Raw genomic sequence first — 16,210 nt, forward strand, 5'->3', positions numbered from 1 at the left:
CCAGCTTTTTCAGCATCCTGCTAATCTCGCGAGTGGTCCCACCAGGCCCGTATTGCACCGCAGTAAAGGTTGCTCGGGACGATGCGGGAGATGACGCGAGCTGCCGAGCGGAGCTCGTAATGTCTACCGTGTCTCTTTCAAGACAGCCAGAGAGCGCCAAGAGGAGGGGGACTACAGAGAAGCACCCAAGCAAAGCGAAAGGATTTCGCGCCGATCGTAACGACATCGTTCCATCTCCGAAAGCAAGTGTTTTCAAGATTACAACATCATGTGCGCGGTCATTATTGTGTGACCTTCATTTTCTGTCAAGAGCCAAGAGCGACCCGTTGGTCCTTCGTCGAACCCGGGAGCAGTGCGTCATGCAGCGTCGCGATTGCGTGCGAACAAGAGTCTGTCGTCGTCGGATCAGTGGTTTTTCAGGACTTCGTCTATTGTCTCCGAACGGTCACCTGTCTAGCGACGAACCACCCGTCCGTCTTTCATGACGAAGCGCACGGCGCGGAGTGCGGCAATGTTTTGTGTCGGATCACCCGACACGGCCACGAGGTCGGCCAGCAGGCCCGGCGCAATGCGCCCGAAGTCCTGTTCGGCGTGCATGATGCGCGCGTTGACACTGGTGGCGGCCTTGAGCGCGGCCAGCGGCGACATGCCGTACTCCACCATGAGTTCGAGCTCGAGCGCGTTCTGGCCGTGCGCGAACACGCCCACGTCGGAGCCATTGCAGATGGTCACGCCCGCGGCGAGCGCCTCGCGGAACATGACCTTCTTGCGCTGCACGGCTGCCGGATCGGCGTCCACGCCCTTGCGCCATCCGCGATAGCGCGAGGTGCTTTCTGTAGCCGACAGCGTGGGGCAGAAGGCCACGCCGCGCTGCTTCATCATCGCGAACACCTCGGCGTTGGCTTCGTCGCCGTGCTCGATGGTTTCCACGCCGGCCAAAATGGCAAGCTTCATGCCTTCGGCCGTGCTGGCGTGCGCCACCACCGGACGCGCGGCGGCGCTGGCCGTGCTCACGATGGCCTGCCACTCTGCCTGCGTGAATGTGGGACGCGCCTCACCGCGCGGACCGTAACGGTAGTCGGCGTAGATCTTGATCCAGTCGGCGCCGTGGCCGATCTGGTCGCGCACCACACGCGTCAGCCCCTCCACGCCATCCGCTTCCTCGGCACCCTGCGGCACGCCGATCTCACTGCCAAACCCCTTGGGGCCGTACGAGCCCGTCGCCACGATGGCCTTGGTGGTCACGAAGAGACGCGGTCCCGGGATGATGCCCTGATTGACGGCGTCCTTGAGGCCCACGTCGGCGTAGCCGGCGCCTTCCGTGCCCAGGTCACGCAGGACGGTAAAGCCGGCATCGAGCGTGGCCTTGAGGTGATTCACGGCACGCGCCGTGCGCAGCGACCACGACTCGCGCAGCACCTGATCGTTCCACGGCGTCTCGTCGTAGGGATGCAGCAGCACGTGGCTGTGCAGGTCACTGAGTCCGGGCAGCAACGTGGTGCCGGGTAACGCGATGCGCTCGATGTCTCCGCCGGAGGGCAGGCTGCCCACCGGCCCGGCGGCCTCGATGCGATTGCCGGCCACGAGCACGCCCCAACCACGGTGCAGCTGATCGCTGCTGCCATCAAAGACCGCGTCGGGCACCAGCAGCGTGCGTTTGGGTGTCGGTGTGGCCGAACGGCTGTTCTGCGCGGCGGCCTGGCTGGTGAGGATCGCGGCCGCGAGCGCGAGGCCAACAATGGTAGACAGCGATTGGCGGAGCATGGCCGATGGGTCAGGACAGGGTTCGGTCGGGTCGACGTGATACCACCGCGGCATACTCACCGGTGGATTGCGCGGCGGGAACGATGCCGGCCACGCCTCCGGACACCACGAAGGCCATGGCATCGGCACTGGCCACGTCGAGCGGCTGCACCTGGTCTGCGGGCACCACGTAGAGCTGGCCGGAGAAGTTGTAGGAGTGGGGGCAGTACACGGCCACGCGTCCGCCAAGACCCAGATGGGCCAGCGACTCCTGCGTGAGAAAGCCCATGACCTGCATGCTGCCATCGGCCGTGAGCGACACGAGCACCGGCTTGTCGAAGCGCCGCTTCTCGCCCACGAAGGCGTTGAGCAGATCCTTGGTGGAGCCGTACAGCAGGCGGACGAAGGGAAGGCGGTTCATCAGCGACTCGAGTGCGCTGACCGCCGATCGCGTGAGGAGATTGGAGCCGAAAAAGCCCACCAGCGTGATAAGCACGATGGTGGCGGCAAAGCCCGCGCCCGGGATGGGGAGGCCGAGCCACCCGTCCACGCTGGTGAAGACCAGCCAGCAGATCCAGACGGTGACCACGAGGGGCGCCAGCAGCACCAATCCCCGGGCGAAAAAACCAAGTAGCCGTCGCATCCCACTCCTCACGCTGCCAAAGCCGCGCCGTTAACCTTCGTCGTGTGGTCCCCAGCGCAAGTTGGGGCCCCATCCCGCCCGCGACCAGTCCGTTCCTCCTATCTCGCACCTCCGAACCAATGCGATCGCCTTCCCGCCTCGCACTGCGCCCCCTAGGTCTCGCGCTGGCCGCGCTGACCTCGGGCGTCCCTGCCACGCTGCTGGCGCAGGACGCCGCGCCGGCCAATCCGTTCACGGCCGTGTCCCGCTGGACGCCGCCACCACTTCCGGCCGGCAAGAAGCCCATCACGCAGGACGTCTACGACCTCTGGCGCACGATCAGCGGCTCGTCGCTGTCCAACGATGGCAAGTGGGCGGTGTACACGCAGAGTCCCGTCGTGGGCGAGGGCGAACTGGTGGTGCGGTCCACCAGCGGCAGCACCGAGTATCGGGTGCCGCGTGGCTTCACGGGCCGGCCGCAGCTCATGCCGTCGGCTGACAGCGGGGCGCAGTTCAGTGCGCAGCCGGCGCAGGTCAGCGCGGACTCGCGCGTGGTGGTGTTCACCATCTATCCGTCGCGCGCGGAGGTGGAGCGTGCGCGTGGCCGCCGCGGCGCGCCGGCCCCACGCAACAGCATGGGCATCATGCAGCTCGCCGACGGCTCGGTGACGCGTGTGCCGGCCGTGCGCAGCTTCCGACTGGCGCGCAACGGCGGCCGCTTTCTGGCCTATCAGGTGGACGACACCACGGCGCGTCCGCAGAATGGCGCCGGGGCGGCCTCCGCTGCGGCACAGCCGGGGCAGGCGCCCGCGCAGCCGGCGGGCCCGCGTCGCGAGTATGGCAACACGCTGGTGCTGCGCGATCTGTCGAACGGCAGTGAGACGCGCATCGAAGGCGTCACCTCGTTCACGTTCGACGAGAACGAGAAGTACCTCGGGTACACCGTGACCACCCGTGATGGCGCGGGCAATGGCGCGTTTGTGCGCCTGCTGTCCACCGGCGCGGTGACGCCGCTGCTCACCGGTCAGGCCACGTATCGCGGCTTCGGCTTCGATCGCGCCGGCACGCAGGTCGCGTTTGTATCCGACCTGGGCGACAGCACGTCCCGCCCGCGCTTTGCGCTGTACCACGCCTCGCTGGTGCCGGCCAAGGGCAAGAGCGTGTCCGCCCGTCGTCTCGTCTCGTCGGCTGACGTGCCGGGCGGCTTGCTGGTGGCCGAACGCGGGCAGGTGGGCTTTACGCGTGATGGCAGCGGGCTGATCTTCTCGCTCGCCAATGCGCCCATGGACTCCATTCCGGCCGATTCGCTGACCGACAAGGCGATCTACGACCTCTGGCACTGGAAGGACGCGCAGACGCAGGTGCAGCAGAAGTTGAGCGCCAACCGCGATCGCAATCGCACCTACACGGCGCTCTACACGATCGCACGCAATGCGTGGAAGCAGCTGGCCAATGACTCGCTGCGGGTTCTCATCAGCAATGATGGCAAGCGGGTGCTTGGGCTCAACAGCCTCGAGTACGCCACGCCACAGTTCTGGGGTGAGGGCGCGACGGACGTGTATCTCATCGATCCGCTCAGTGGCGCGCGCACGCTCGTCGCGCGGGAACTCGATGGCCAGGCCCAGCTCTCGCCGGGTGGCAACTACGTCACCTGGTTCGAGAACGGCCAGTGGGTGTCCTACGCCACGGCGACGGGCCGCAAGGTCGTGCTCACCGACAAGCTGCCGGTCAAGTTCCTCAACGAAGAGTTCGACTCGCCCGATGTGCCGCCGCCGTACGGACTTGGTGGCTGGACGACGGGTGACAAGCGTGTGCTGGTGTACGACCGCTTCGACATCTGGGAAGTCGATCCGAGTGGCGTGGCGGCGCCGCGCAACGTGACAGAGGGCCAGGGGCGTCGCGAGGGACTCACGTTCCGCGTGGTCGATCTCGATCGCGAGGATCCGTTCCTCGATCCCGCGCAGCCGCTCATGCTGCGCGCCGTGGACACGCTCACCAAGGCCAGCGGCTTCTGGCGTGAGCGCCTGGGCGCCGACGCACCGGCCGAGCGCATCGTGATGGCCGACCGCAATTTTGGTGCGCCGCAGAAGGCACGCGACGCCGAGCAGTACCTGCTTACGCAGAGCACCTACCGCGAATTCCCCGACCTCTGGACGGGCCCGTCGCTGGCGTCGACCACGAAGATCTCCAACGCCAACCCGCAGGACAGCGAATATCCGCGGGGCACGGCGGAGCTGGTGTCCTGGCTCAATGCCGACGGCAAGCCGCTGCGTGGTCTGCTGTACAAGCCCGAGGGCTTCGATGCATCGCGCCAGTACCCGATGGTGGTGTATTACTACGAAAAGCTCACCGACGGCCTGCACAACTATCAGGCCCCGAGCGGACGCAACACGGTCAATCCGCTCGTCTACAACTCGCTGGGCTATCTGGTGTTCATGCCGGACATTGTGTACACGGACGGTGAGCCCGGCCCGAGCGCGGCCAAGGCCATCATTCCCGGTGTGCAGTCGCTCATCCAGAAGGGCTTCGTGGATCCCAAGCGCATCGGTATTACGGGGCAGTCCTGGGGTGGCTACCAGACGGCGTATCTGATCACCGTCAGCAACATGTTCGCCGCCGCCGTGCCTAACGCCACGGTGGTCAACATGACGAGTGCCTATGGTGGCATTCGCTGGGCCTCGGGCCTTGCGCGCGCCTTCCAGTATGAGCACACGCAGAGCCGCATCGGCGGCTCGCTCTGGCAGTATCCCGAGCGCTTCATCGAGAACTCGCCGCTCTTCCGTCTCGACAAGGTCACGACGCCGGTGCTGTTCATGGCCAACGACAACGACGGCGCGGTACCCTGGTACCAGGGCATCGAGTTCTGGGTGGCCATGCGTCGCCTGCAGAAGGAAGCGTACATGGTCGTGTACAACGGCGATGAGCACAATCCGACCAAGCGCGCCAACCAGAAGGACATCGACCGCAAGATGCAGGAGTTCTTCGCGGTGAAACTTCAGGGGGCCGAACCGCCGTCATGGATGGTGCGCGGCATTCCCTTCCTGGAGAAGGGCCGCGATCAGGTGAAGTCCGCAACCACACCGCAGGGGAACAACTGATGGCGGCTGACGAAATCGATTACCAGATCATCGGCGATGACTTGCAGGCGGTGATCGTGACGCTGGATCCGGGCGAGGCGGTCTTTGCCGAAGCCGGTGCCATGATGTTCATGCGCGAAGGCATCACGATGGCCACGACGCTCGACCCGAACGCACGGTCGGGTGGCCTGTTCGACAAGCTGGTCGGCGCGGGCAAGCGCGTGCTGGCGGGCGACTCGTTCTTCGTCACGCTCTTTGGCAACGAGGGCATGCGACGCGCCGATGTGGCCTTTGGCGCGCCATACCCGGGCAAGATCGTGCCGCTCAACCTGCGGGACTGGGGCGGCACGGTGCTGGCGCAGAAGGACAGCTTCCTTGCGGCGGCGCGAGGCATCGACATCAGTGTCGCATTCACGCGCAAGATCGGCGCCGGCTTCTTCGGCGGTGAGGGCTTCATTCTGCAGAAGCTGCAGGGTGACGGACTGGCCTTCCTGCATGCCTCGGGCACGCTGCATGCCATCGACCTCGCACCCGGTGAAAAGCTGCGCGTGGACACCGGCTGTCTCGTGGCCTTCCAGCCGACGGTGGACTACGACATCCAGCGGGTGCCGGGTATCAAGACGGCGTTGTTCGGTGGCGAAGGATTGTTCTTCGTCCAGCTCACCGGCCCCGGCCGGGTGATTCTGCAGACCCTGCCGTTCTCCCGCCTCGCCGACCGCATCGTGGCCTCGGCACCCAGCATCGGCGGCGCTCGCCGTGGCGAGGGTTCTGTGCTCGGTGGGCTCGGCGGACTGCTCGACGGCGACCGATAGCCGACTCCCGAACGCCGGCGCTTCGCGCTGTCACAATTCTGACGGTTCGCGGTGACGGCTCCCTCCGCCGCCGCGAACCGTCTAGTTTTGACCCCCTATGGCCACCCGCATCCAACCTTCCGCCGAGCCGGCGCCTGCCGAGCCCTGGTCACTCGAATCCGCGCGCGCCCTCTACAACGTGGAGGGCTGGGGCGCCGGCTATTTCGACATCAACGAGCGGGGCCACGTCGTGGTGCGTCCCGATCCACAGCGTCCGCATCTCACGCTCGATTTGCGTGACCTGGCGGCCGACCTGGAAGGCCAGGGTGTGCAGCTGCCGGTCCTGCTGCGCTTCTCTGACATTCTGCGCTCGCGCATCGAAACGCTTTCGGAGCGCTTTGACGCGGCCATGAAGGAGTTCGAGTACACGGGCGACTACACCACCGTGTATCCGATCAAGGTCAATCAGCAACGCCACGTGGTCGAAGAGATCGTGCGCTTCGGCAAGACGCACGGCGTGGGCCTCGAGTGTGGCTCCAAGCCGGAACTGCAGGCGGTGCTGGGGCTCTCGGAATCCACGGAGCACCTCATCGTCTGCAACGGCTACAAGGATCACGAGTTCATGCGCCTGGCCCTCATGGGCCAGCGGCTCGGGCACAAGGTGTTCATCGTGCTCGAGCAGGTCAGTGAACTCGACGTGCTCATGGAAGTGGCAGACGAGCTGGGTGTCACGCCCACCTGCGGTGTGCGCATCAAACTGGCCAGTGAAGGCGCCGGCCGCTGGGCGCAGAGCGGTGGCGAGAAGAGCAAGTTCGGCCTCAGCTCGGCCGAGCTCATCAAGCTCATTGACAAGCTCGAGACGGCGGGTCGCCTCGACATCCTCAAGCTCATTCACTTCCATCTCGGCAGCCAGATCACCGACATCCGCTTCATCAAGTCGGGACTGCAGGAAGTGGCGCGCTTCTATCTCGAGCTGCGCAACCTGGGCGTGGACATCACCCACGTTGATGTGGGCGGCGGGCTCGGCATCGACTACGACGGCACCAACTCCACCAACAATGCCAGCGTGAACTACACGCTGCAGGAGTACGCCAACGACGTGATCTACACGATCGCCGAGGCGTGCCGTGAGGCGGAGCTGCCCATGCCGCACATCATCAGCGAATCGGGGCGCGCCTTGACGGCGCATCACGCGCTGCTGCTGCTCAAGGTCATCGACGTGGAGTCGCAGGCCGAGCAGCCGGTGCCGCCGCTCGACGACGATGATCACTCGCTGCTGCACGAGATGTACGAAGATTGGCGTACGCTCACCGAGCGCGGGGCGCGCCCACGCAAGGTGCTCGAGGTTTTCCACGACGCGTCCTTCGACAAGGATCGCGCGCGGCAGTACTTCAACTCGGGCGTGCTCAATCTGCGCGGTCTGGCCAAGGCCGAAGTGCTGTGGCTGGCCACCATGAACGCGATCTACCGCATCGCCAAGGCGGACACGAACACCTACGGCGACATCATGGCGGAGTTGGAAGCGGTGCTGGTGGATCGCTACTTCTGCAACTTCAGTCTCTTCCAGTCGTTGCCGGACAGCTGGGCCATCGATCAGCTCTTCCCCATCATGCCCATTCACCGACTGCTCGAAGAGCCGGTGCGTCGCGGCACGTTGCAGGACGTGACCTGCGACTCCGACGGCAAGATCGATCGATTCGTGGGCGGCAAGGCCGGGCGGCCGTCGCTGGAGATGCACGAATTCCGCGACGGCGAGGACTACATTCTCGGCATCTTCCTCACGGGTGCCTACCAGGAGATCCTGGGCGACCTGCACAACCTGTTTGGTGACACCAACGCGGTGCATGTACGGCTCAACGACCAGGGCGCGTACGAAATCACCGACCTGGTGGAGGGCGATACGGTCACCGAGGTGCTCAATTACGTACAGTTCGGCGCCTCGCAACTTCTGGCCACATTCCGCCGTAAGGTGAACCAAGCATCAGGTTTGCCGCGCGAGGAGGCCAACGCGTTCATTGCCGACTACGTGGCAGGTCTGGAAGGCTACACCTATCTCGAGGGAGAGGCCGCACGATGAGCGAAGTGACGACCGCCAGCAGCAAGAAGGGCAGTGTCTTCGAGGACATCCTCGAGGTGTTGTGGGCACCGGCCACCGTATTCGACCGCGCACGCGGGAACGGGATTGGCATGTACCTGCTGGTACTGTCCGGCATTCTGGTGGCGGTGCTGTTTGCCACCAAGGGACTCATCCAGCCGTACATCGATGCCAACTTCGATCTGACGATGCAGCAGGCGGCGGCCAAGGGCCAGGCCATGCCGCCTGAGGCCGTAGAGGCGGGCCGCAAGTTCGCGTCGTACGGCTTTCTGGGATTCTCCGCGTTGTACGTGCCGGCCACGGCCGTGCTCTTCGGCCTGATTCTTTTCCTGGCCGGCAAGCTGGTGAGCGCGCCGATGTCGTTCGGTCAGGCGTCTCTGGTGGCCACGCTGAGCACCGTGCCGCGTGTGCTGGGCTTCCTCGCCATGGCGGTGCAGGGCGCGGTGCTCGACACCAGCAATGTGCGTTCGCTGTTTGACGCATCGCTCGGACCGGCGCGATTCATGGATCCCACCAAGATGTCGGCGGTGGTCATGGGCCTCGTCGCACAGGTCGACGTGTTCAACATCTGGCAGTTTTTCATCTGCGCCATCGGCATCGCCGTGCTGTCGCGCAAGGAACGCAGCACCGGCTACATCGCGGCGCTGATTGCCTTTGCCATCACCACGGCCTTCCAGCTCATCCCGCAGGCTCTCGCCTGACCGCTGGTTGTGGCCGACGGTTCGTCCCTCGTCGGCCCACATGATGTGCAAGCGCCCGGTGTCCGTTATGGCGGACCCCGGGCGCTTTGCATGTCCGCAGGCTAGGTTGTACCGCGGTTGCCTCCGGCGCGGGCTCTGACCCGCGGCCGCCCCATCCCACCTCTGCGCGCGCCATGAACTTCGACGCCAAGCTCCTGCTGCTGATCGGCCTCGGCATTGTTGCCGTGTACCACCTCATTTCGCTGGTACGCGGCCTGCCCAAGCTTGGCTCGGTGAAACCGACCCCGGGATTCATCCTCACCGGCGTTGTCACGGACTTCTTTGACACGCTGGGCATTGGCTCGTTCGCCACGACGACGACGATCTATCGGGCCACCAAGTGGGTGAAGGACGCGCTCATTCCGGGCACGCTGAACGCGGGGCACACCTTTGCCACGCTGGCGCAGGCGTTCATCTACACGCAGGTGGTGGAGGTGGAGCCCGTCACGCTCATCGGCATGATTATCGCGGCAGTCGTGGGTTCGTGGGTGGGCGCCGGTCTCGTGTCCAACTGGCCGACGCGCTACATCCAACTGGGCATGGGCCTCTGTCTGGCCGGCGCCGCGCTGCTCACGGTGGCACAGGCGGCCGGCGCGCTGCCCGGTGGCGGCGAGGCCATTGGGGTGTCGGGTGTGAAGCTCGGCGTGGCCCTGTTTGGCAATTTCGTGCTTGGTGTGCTCATGACCATCGGCATTGGGCTCTACGGCCCCAGTCTGCTGCTGGTAAGCATGCTGGGCATGAATCCGGCGGCGGGTTTTCCCATCATGATGGGTTCGTGCGCCTTCCTTATGCCTTTTGCCAGTGACCGCTTCATTCGCCTCGGCAAGGTTGACCCACGCGCGGTGGTGGGCAACATCATCGGCGGTGTTCCGGCCGTGCTCGTGGCGGCCTACATCGTGAAGTCGCTGCCGCTGACGGCGCTGCGCTGGCTGGTGGCCATCGTGGTGGCGTACACGGCGGTCACGCTGCTGTTGGCGGCGAGGCGGAAGACGGAGGATGCAGTTTCGGCTTAGGCCGAATTTGGTTCAGCGTTCGAGCAACTCAAAACACGAAACCCGAACACAGAACTCAAAACTGATCAGTTTCGAGTTCTGTGTTCGAGTTTTGTGTCAGTGGTTGATACAGAATCAGCCGTTGTACCGCTTCGCCACTTCCGCCCAATTCACGACGTTCCAGAACGCTCCGAGGTAGTCGGCACGGCGGTTCTGGTACTTGAGGTAGTAGGCGTGCTCCCACACATCCACGCCGAGGATGGCGTGCTTGCCTTCCATGAGCGGGTTGTCCTGGTTGGGCGTGCTGACGATGGACAGCTTGCCATGGTCGGACACGAGCCAGGCCCAGCCAGAGCCAAAGCGGCCCATGCCGGCAGCCTGGAACTGCTCCTTGAACGTCGCAAACGAACCAAAGGCCGCGACGATGGCTTCGCCGAGCGCGCCAGTGGGCTCACCGCCCGCATTGGGCGCCATGAGCTGCCAGAACAGGGAGTGATTCCAGTGACCGCCGCCGTTGTTGCGCACGGCGGTGCGCACGGCTTCAGGCACTTCGTTGATGCGGCGGCACAGGTCGTCGAGTGACCAGCCGGCCAGCTCGGGGGCCTTTTCGATGGCGGCGTTCAGATTGGTGACGTACGCCTGGTGATGCTTGCCATGATGGATGTTCATGGTCTGCGCATCGATGTGCGGCTCGAGCGCCTCGGGGGCGTACGGGAGCGGTGGCAACGTATGAGCCATCAGTCAGTCTCCGGGATTGAGGAAGTTGTGAGGCAACTGCACGAAACAAGAGGGACAGGTATCAGGCCAACGTCATCAGGCCTGTGTCGGGCGAGCGCGACGCTCGCGCCACCAGGCGATGATGCCGGGCAGAATGCTGAGGAAGATCACGAGCAGAATGATCTTCTCCACGTGCGCCGCCACGCCGGGCACGGTGCGCGCGAGCACCCAGCCAGTCATGAGCATGCTCCAGATCCAGAGCACGCCGCCGACCACGTTGTAGGTGATGAACGCCCGATACTCCATGCGGGCCACACCGGCCACGACCGGAGCGAAGGTACGCACAATGGGCATGAAGCGGGCAATGATGATGGTCTTGCCCCCATGCTTCTCATAGAACGCATGGGCCCGCAGCAGATGATCCCGATGGAAGAACAGGGAGTCTTCGCGGGTGAAGATGCGGGGGCCGGTGGCCTTGCCCACACTGTACCCCACGGTGTCGCCAACGATCGCCGCAACCGTGAGAATTGCGCCCAGCAGCCACACGTTGAGGCCAAACGCCGGATCAGCGGCCAGCAGACCGGCGGTGACGAGCAGGGAGTCGCCGGGCAGAAAAAAGCCCACCAGCAGACCGGTTTCGGCAAAGATGATGAGCGTCAGTCCGACGTACCCCGCCCACTGCACGAGGGCCGGCAGGTCGCGAAGCTTGTCGAACAACTCGGACAGGAATTCCAAGGGGGACTCGGGGACAGGGATGCTGCTCGCCGTTACCGGCACGAACGATCCCGGGAAAGCTCGACGGGGTTGCCGCCGGGGTCAACCGCGGGCGAGGTTTGCGCTGTGACTGTCTCCCCGCATTCCTCGCCCGGTCGCCTGCTCTGTGTGGTGTCGCACACCCACTGGGACCGCGAATGGTATCACCCGGCGGCACGCTTTCGGGTGCGCCTGCTGGCGCTGGTGGACGCGGTCCTCGGGCAACGGGAGGCTGCGCCCTTCCTGCTCGATGGACAGGCCATTGTCCTCGAGGACTATCTCGACTGGCGCCCCGAACGGGCGCAGGACGTACGGGAGGCGCTGCGCACGGGTCAGGTCGAGGCAGGGCCGTGGTACGTGCTGGCCGACAATCTGATTGTCAGCGGCGAAGCCATCATTCGCAATCTCGAGGCCGGTACCCGCCGCCTGGCTGCCTTGGGAGCCAGCGCACCGCCCGTGGCCTGGTGCCCCGACAGCTTCGGGCACCCGGCCGCCATGCCCACCATCGCGCGGGGCTTTGGGCTTGAGGTAGGTGTGGTGTGGCGCGGGCTAGGTGGTCCGATGCATCCAGCGGGAGACAGTGTTCGCTGGTTGGGACCCGATGGAACGGCGCTGCTCGTCTGGCATCTGCCGCGTGACGGCTACGAGTATGGCAGCGCCTTGCCGGTTGAGCGCGATGCTGCGCTTCGTCGCTGGCAGCAACTCAAAGCGGACGCGCTGTCCCGGGCGCGGACCGCAGTGGTGCTGCTCACCAATGGCGCCGATCATCACGCACGGCAACCGGATCTGCCCGAAGCCCTCGCGTGTCTGCGTGAGGCGGCCATAGGTGATGGCGTGGATGTGCAGGCCATGGGGTTGCACGAGTGGGCGCAGCGTTTTGCGCAGGCCGCGCGGGACACACACTTGCCCACGGTTGAGGGCGAACTGCGCAACTCCGCGGGCCACACCTGGTCACTCGGCGGCACCCTCGCCACGCGAGCCCACCAGAAGCGCCGCAATGCGCGGATTGAACGCGGACTGCTGCGTGACGTGGAGCCCTGGTTGGCGCTGCTTCGCCTCCAGTCGCCGTCTCCTGGCGCGGGCGTGTCACGCGATGCCCGGCTCTCCATGGCGCAGCTCCCCACCGTCTTGGCGCGTGCCTGGGAAACGGTGCTTCGCACGCACCCACACGACACGCTCTGTGGCTGTTCCGTGGACGAGGTGGCGCGTCAGATGGACGCGCGCCAGGATGAAGCCGCCGCGATGGGCCATGAGCTGCGTCAGGCCGCGTTGCAGCTGCTGCTGCAGCACGATGTGGTCGCCGCGCGCGCACAGCGCAACTTCGATTGGCGACATGTGGTGCTGCGCAACAGGGCGCCGCGCGCTCGCGGTGGCGTGGCGCATGTGCGTCTCGTACGGCATGTGGCCGACGAGGCGGTTGGACCAGGCAGTGCAGGGCCGGCCATCGCACGCGATGTGGCGTATTTGGACATCACCGCCTTGCCGGGTGACACCGCCACTCGGCAGGTCCTGCGTCGGCGCCGCCAGCGCGTGCGACGGGAATCCCCGCAGCACTACCCGGACAACGACTGGGCTGAAGTGCAGGAGACGCTGCTGTGGGTACCGGCTCTGCCCGCCAACGGCCTGCAGGTCATGAACGGCGGAGCCCACCGGACTGAGCCGGCGTCGCAGCCAGCGGACCCGGTATGGTCACACACGGCACGTGACGCAACATCCGCCACCGAACCGGCGTTCACCATCGGCAATGCGCGCGCTCGCTGCCGCGTGTGTCGTACCGCCGATGGGCGCGCCAGCGTGTCGTGGCAGGTGGACGATCGGCGCATTGACGATGTGCTGTGGCTGGAGACACGCGCCGATGTCGGCGACAGCTACACGCCGGCGCCGCGTGGTGCACCGGAGCGACTTCAGTGCACATCCGTGCGGGTTATCGCCCGCGGGCCACTGCGCGCCACACTGCGCCTTGGCTATCGCACCGCGCACGCGCCGCACATTCGGGTGCACGTGGACCTGTCAGTGGACGCAGACTCCACGCTGCTGCAGCTGTCGCTGCGTGGGCAGGTGCAGCGTCCTGATCAGCGTCTGCATCTCGTCCTGAACAGCGATGTCATGCAAGCCGAGGTGTGGGCCGACGCCGCACTGGGTCCGGTGCGTCGCACCATCGTCGCTCCAGCAGAATCCGGCGGTCGCCATGCCAGCCTGATGGAATCCATTCCACCGGGTATGCCCATGCACCGTTGGGCGACCGTCAGCAATGCCATGCAGGGACTCACCTGCCTTGCGGATGGGCTGGCGGAAGTGGAGGCGCGTCTGCATGATGAGCAGCCCGCCTGCCTTGCGCTCACGCTCGTGCGAGGAACCGGTGCGCTCTCACGGTCGGATCTGCCGGAACGACCCGGGCATGCGGGTTGGCCGGTGGACATTCCGGAGGCGCAGTGTTTGGGACCCTTCGCGGCGCGTGCGGCGCTCATGCTGCATGGCCCCGTGAACGACGACACGCTCGCCCGCATTCGAGACGCCTGCGATGAGGTGTTGCTGCCGCTCACCGGCGAAAGCTGGCCGGATCTCGATGCCAGCCGTTCACCTGCGCAGGTCAAGGGCATGGCATTGGCCGGCGAAGCCTTTGAACAAAGCGCCGTGACGCTGTCCGCACAGGACGCCGAAGCGGTGGTGCTGCGTGCGGTGAATCTCACGTCGCGCCACGCCATGGGGGCGTGGCAGTTGCCGGATACCGGGCCATGGTTGGTGACGCCCTGCCGCCTCGATGAAACGCCGACGGGTGAGGCGTACATCAGTCACGGTCAGATCACGCTCGACGCAAGACCGCGCGAAGTCCTTACGGTGCGCGTCCGCCGCGCTGCTCACCCCACGACTCGCCCAACACCGTAACCGCCACCACGGTCACGATGAGCAGCGCGCCGGGAAGCAACCCAATCCACGGCGCCACCAGCAACCACTCGCGTCCCCCGGCAATCATGTTGCCCCAACTCGCCGCAGGTGGCTGCACGCCCAGACCGAGAAACGACAGGCCACTCTCCAGCAGAATGGCGTTGCCCGTACCCAGCGTGATGGCCACTCCGGCACTGCCCAGCGCATTGGGCAACACATGGCGCGCCAGCACACGCCGCGGTGGCACACCGAGCGCCTGCGCCCCTTCCACGTAGGGCAGGACACGAACGCCCAGCACATCGGCGCGCACCAGACGCATCACGGACATCCAACCCGTGAGGGCGAGCACCGTAATGACCACGCCAAGACCCGGTCCCCAGAGGGCGGCAATCACAAGCAGCAGGACCAGTCGCGGGATGGCCAGCAGCGCGTCGCCGAGCGCCGTCACGATGCGGTCCACCACACCGCCCCACCAGCCCGCCACGGCGCCGAGCACGATGCCCAGCGCTCCCGATAACAGACTGCCACTCACACCAACGCCCAGCGAAATGCGCGCGCCCTCCCAGAGGCGAACCGCGAGGTCGCGTCCGAAGGCATCAGTGCCGAGCAGGTGCCACTGCCCAAGGCCATCGGAAGAAAGCGGCGGCGTGAGTCTGGTGGCGAGCACGTCGCCGATTTCGCGAGCGCCATCGGCAGCGAGCCAGGGCACAATCAACGCCGCACACACCATGCCGCCGAGCGTCGCCATCGCCATACGCCGACCAAGACGCGGAGTCAGCCCGAGAGACAACTGACGCACCCCGAAGCGCGTCATGTGCTCCGCCGCCTTGGATCGAGCCACCACAGCAGCAAGTCAGCCAACAGGTTGGCAACAATGACCGTTGCGGCGTACACCAACGTCAGACCGAGCACCACGGGATAGTCACGTGAGGCAATGGCTTCAAGCATGGTGCGCCCGAGACCCGGCCACGCGAACACCTGTTCCACGAACACCGATCCGGCAATGACACCGGGCAGCATGAGACCAGCCAGCACCACCAGTGGCGTGAGGGCGTTGCGCAGGACATGCCCAAGCGCCACGCGCGACGCCGGAAGGCCGCGGGCCTCTGCCGACACGACATGCGGCTGCGCGGCGGCCTCGCGTGTGCTCTGCCTGGCGAAACGCAGCACGCCCGCGGCGCCGGGGAGACTCAGAACCAGCAGCGGCAACACCGCGTGCCGCCAGCGGTCACCCCAATGCGCCACCGTGGGGTCGAGCGATGGGCTCTGCATGCCGAAAGCCGGCAATCGCAGCCACTCGGGGAAGCCCAGTTGCACCGCGCCCGTGGTGAACAACGCCACCAGTGCCAGCGCCAGCCAGAAGCTGGGTGCCGCATACAGTGTGGTGCTGAGCATGGTGAGCGCCGTGTCCAGTGCAGGCCGCGCGCGCAGCGCCTGCCAGAGCCCGAGCGCCGTCCCGACCACAAAGCTGAACAACAAGGACACTCCGCCCAGGAACAGCGACACGGGCAGGGCGTCGGCGATGATCTCACGCACGGGCCTCGAGCGCGTGAGACTCATGCCCAGGTCACCCTGCAGCACATTGCCCAACCAGCGCGCATATTGCATCGGCCACGGCGCGTCGAGCCCAAGGCTGCGACGCAGCCTCTCCGCTTCCTCGGCGCTCGCCGTGGGCGCCACCAACAAAGTCGCCGGATCACCCGGCGCCAGATGAATCAGCGCAAACGTGAGCGTGGTGACGAGCCAGAGCAGGATGCATGCGTCGATCAGACGCCGGGAGATATGGGGCACCAG

12 protein-coding genes are annotated in these 16,210 nt (G+C 65.7%); 6 read left to right on the forward strand and 6 right to left on the reverse strand.

Annotated features, from left to right (window positions below; all coding sequences use genetic code 11):
- Nucleotides 1–453 precede the first annotated feature (453 nt).
- Nucleotides 454–1,764, reverse strand: coding sequence for an amidohydrolase family protein (locus tag B2747_RS13425; RefSeq protein WP_291161831.1), 1,311 nt, complete (start codon nucleotides 1,762–1,764; stop codon nucleotides 454–456).
- 10 nt (nucleotides 1,765–1,774) lie between these two features.
- Nucleotides 1,775–2,386 carry a DUF502 domain-containing protein gene (locus B2747_RS13430; RefSeq protein ID WP_291161834.1) on the reverse strand — a complete coding sequence of 204 codons (612 nt, stop codon included), beginning with the start codon at nucleotides 2,384–2,386 and terminating at the stop codon, nucleotides 1,775–1,777.
- A gap of 119 nt (nucleotides 2,387–2,505) precedes the next feature.
- Between B2747_RS13430 and B2747_RS13435 the strand changes: the two genes are divergently transcribed.
- The 5 genes from B2747_RS13435 to B2747_RS13455 all read left to right on the forward strand — a co-directional run bounded on the left by B2747_RS13435 (nucleotide 2,506) and on the right by B2747_RS13455 (nucleotide 10,081).
- The gene (locus tag B2747_RS13435) at nucleotides 2,506–5,463 is read left to right on the forward strand and encodes an alpha/beta hydrolase family protein (protein ID WP_291161837.1); all 2,958 of its coding nucleotides are present in this window, start codon (nucleotides 2,506–2,508) and stop codon (nucleotides 5,461–5,463) included.
- A complete protein-coding gene (locus B2747_RS13440) occupies nucleotides 5,463–6,254 on the forward strand; it encodes a TIGR00266 family protein (protein ID WP_291161839.1) in 792 nt (263 codons plus the stop codon). The genes B2747_RS13435 and B2747_RS13440 overlap by 1 nt, the downstream gene beginning before the upstream one ends.
- A 97-nt stretch (nucleotides 6,255–6,351) precedes the next feature.
- Nucleotides 6,352–8,310: a biosynthetic arginine decarboxylase gene (gene speA, locus B2747_RS13445; RefSeq protein WP_291161842.1), complete on the forward strand. Its 1,959-nt coding sequence runs from the start codon at nucleotides 6,352–6,354 to the stop codon at nucleotides 8,308–8,310.
- Complete coding sequence (locus B2747_RS13450; RefSeq protein ID WP_291161845.1) at nucleotides 8,307–9,029, forward strand: hypothetical protein; 723 nt, start codon at nucleotides 8,307–8,309, stop codon at nucleotides 9,027–9,029. The genes speA and B2747_RS13450 overlap by 4 nt, the downstream gene beginning before the upstream one ends.
- Before the next feature lie 173 nt (nucleotides 9,030–9,202).
- Entirely contained in the window at nucleotides 9,203–10,081 is an 879-nt protein-coding gene (locus tag B2747_RS13455) for a sulfite exporter TauE/SafE family protein (protein ID WP_291161847.1), read from the forward strand.
- 114 nt (nucleotides 10,082–10,195) lie between these two features.
- Here the strand turns inward: B2747_RS13455 and B2747_RS13460 are convergent, their stop codons facing one another.
- Both B2747_RS13460 and B2747_RS13465 read right to left on the reverse strand, forming a co-directional pair.
- Entirely contained in the window at nucleotides 10,196–10,798 is a 603-nt protein-coding gene (locus B2747_RS13460; RefSeq protein WP_291161850.1) for a superoxide dismutase, read from the reverse strand.
- Between the two features lie 75 nt (nucleotides 10,799–10,873).
- Nucleotides 10,874–11,512, reverse strand: coding sequence for a VTT domain-containing protein (locus B2747_RS13465; RefSeq protein WP_291161853.1), 639 nt, complete (start codon nucleotides 11,510–11,512; stop codon nucleotides 10,874–10,876).
- 105 nt (nucleotides 11,513–11,617) lie between these two features.
- On the opposite strand from B2747_RS13465, the gene B2747_RS13470 reads away from it, so the two are divergent.
- Complete coding sequence (locus B2747_RS13470) at nucleotides 11,618–14,416, forward strand: hypothetical protein (protein WP_291161856.1); 2,799 nt, start codon at nucleotides 11,618–11,620, stop codon at nucleotides 14,414–14,416.
- Here the strand turns inward: B2747_RS13470 and B2747_RS13475 are convergent.
- Together B2747_RS13475 and B2747_RS13480 are read right to left on the reverse strand one after the other, a co-directional pair.
- Nucleotides 14,364–15,257 carry an ABC transporter permease gene (locus B2747_RS13475; protein ID WP_291161858.1) on the reverse strand — a complete coding sequence of 298 codons (894 nt, stop codon included), beginning with the start codon at nucleotides 15,255–15,257 and terminating at the stop codon, nucleotides 14,364–14,366. The genes B2747_RS13470 and B2747_RS13475 overlap by 53 nt on opposite strands.
- Nucleotides 15,227–16,207: an ABC transporter permease gene (locus tag B2747_RS13480; protein WP_291161861.1), complete on the reverse strand. Its 981-nt coding sequence runs from the start codon at nucleotides 16,205–16,207 to the stop codon at nucleotides 15,227–15,229. Before B2747_RS13480 ends, B2747_RS13475 begins: the two co-directional genes overlap by 31 nt.
- Between the last annotated feature and the right edge of the window lie 3 nt (nucleotides 16,208–16,210).

The sequence above is a fragment of the Gemmatimonas sp. UBA7669 genome (assembly GCF_002483225.1).
In the GTDB taxonomy this organism is placed as follows: domain Bacteria; phylum Gemmatimonadota; class Gemmatimonadetes; order Gemmatimonadales; family Gemmatimonadaceae; genus Gemmatimonas.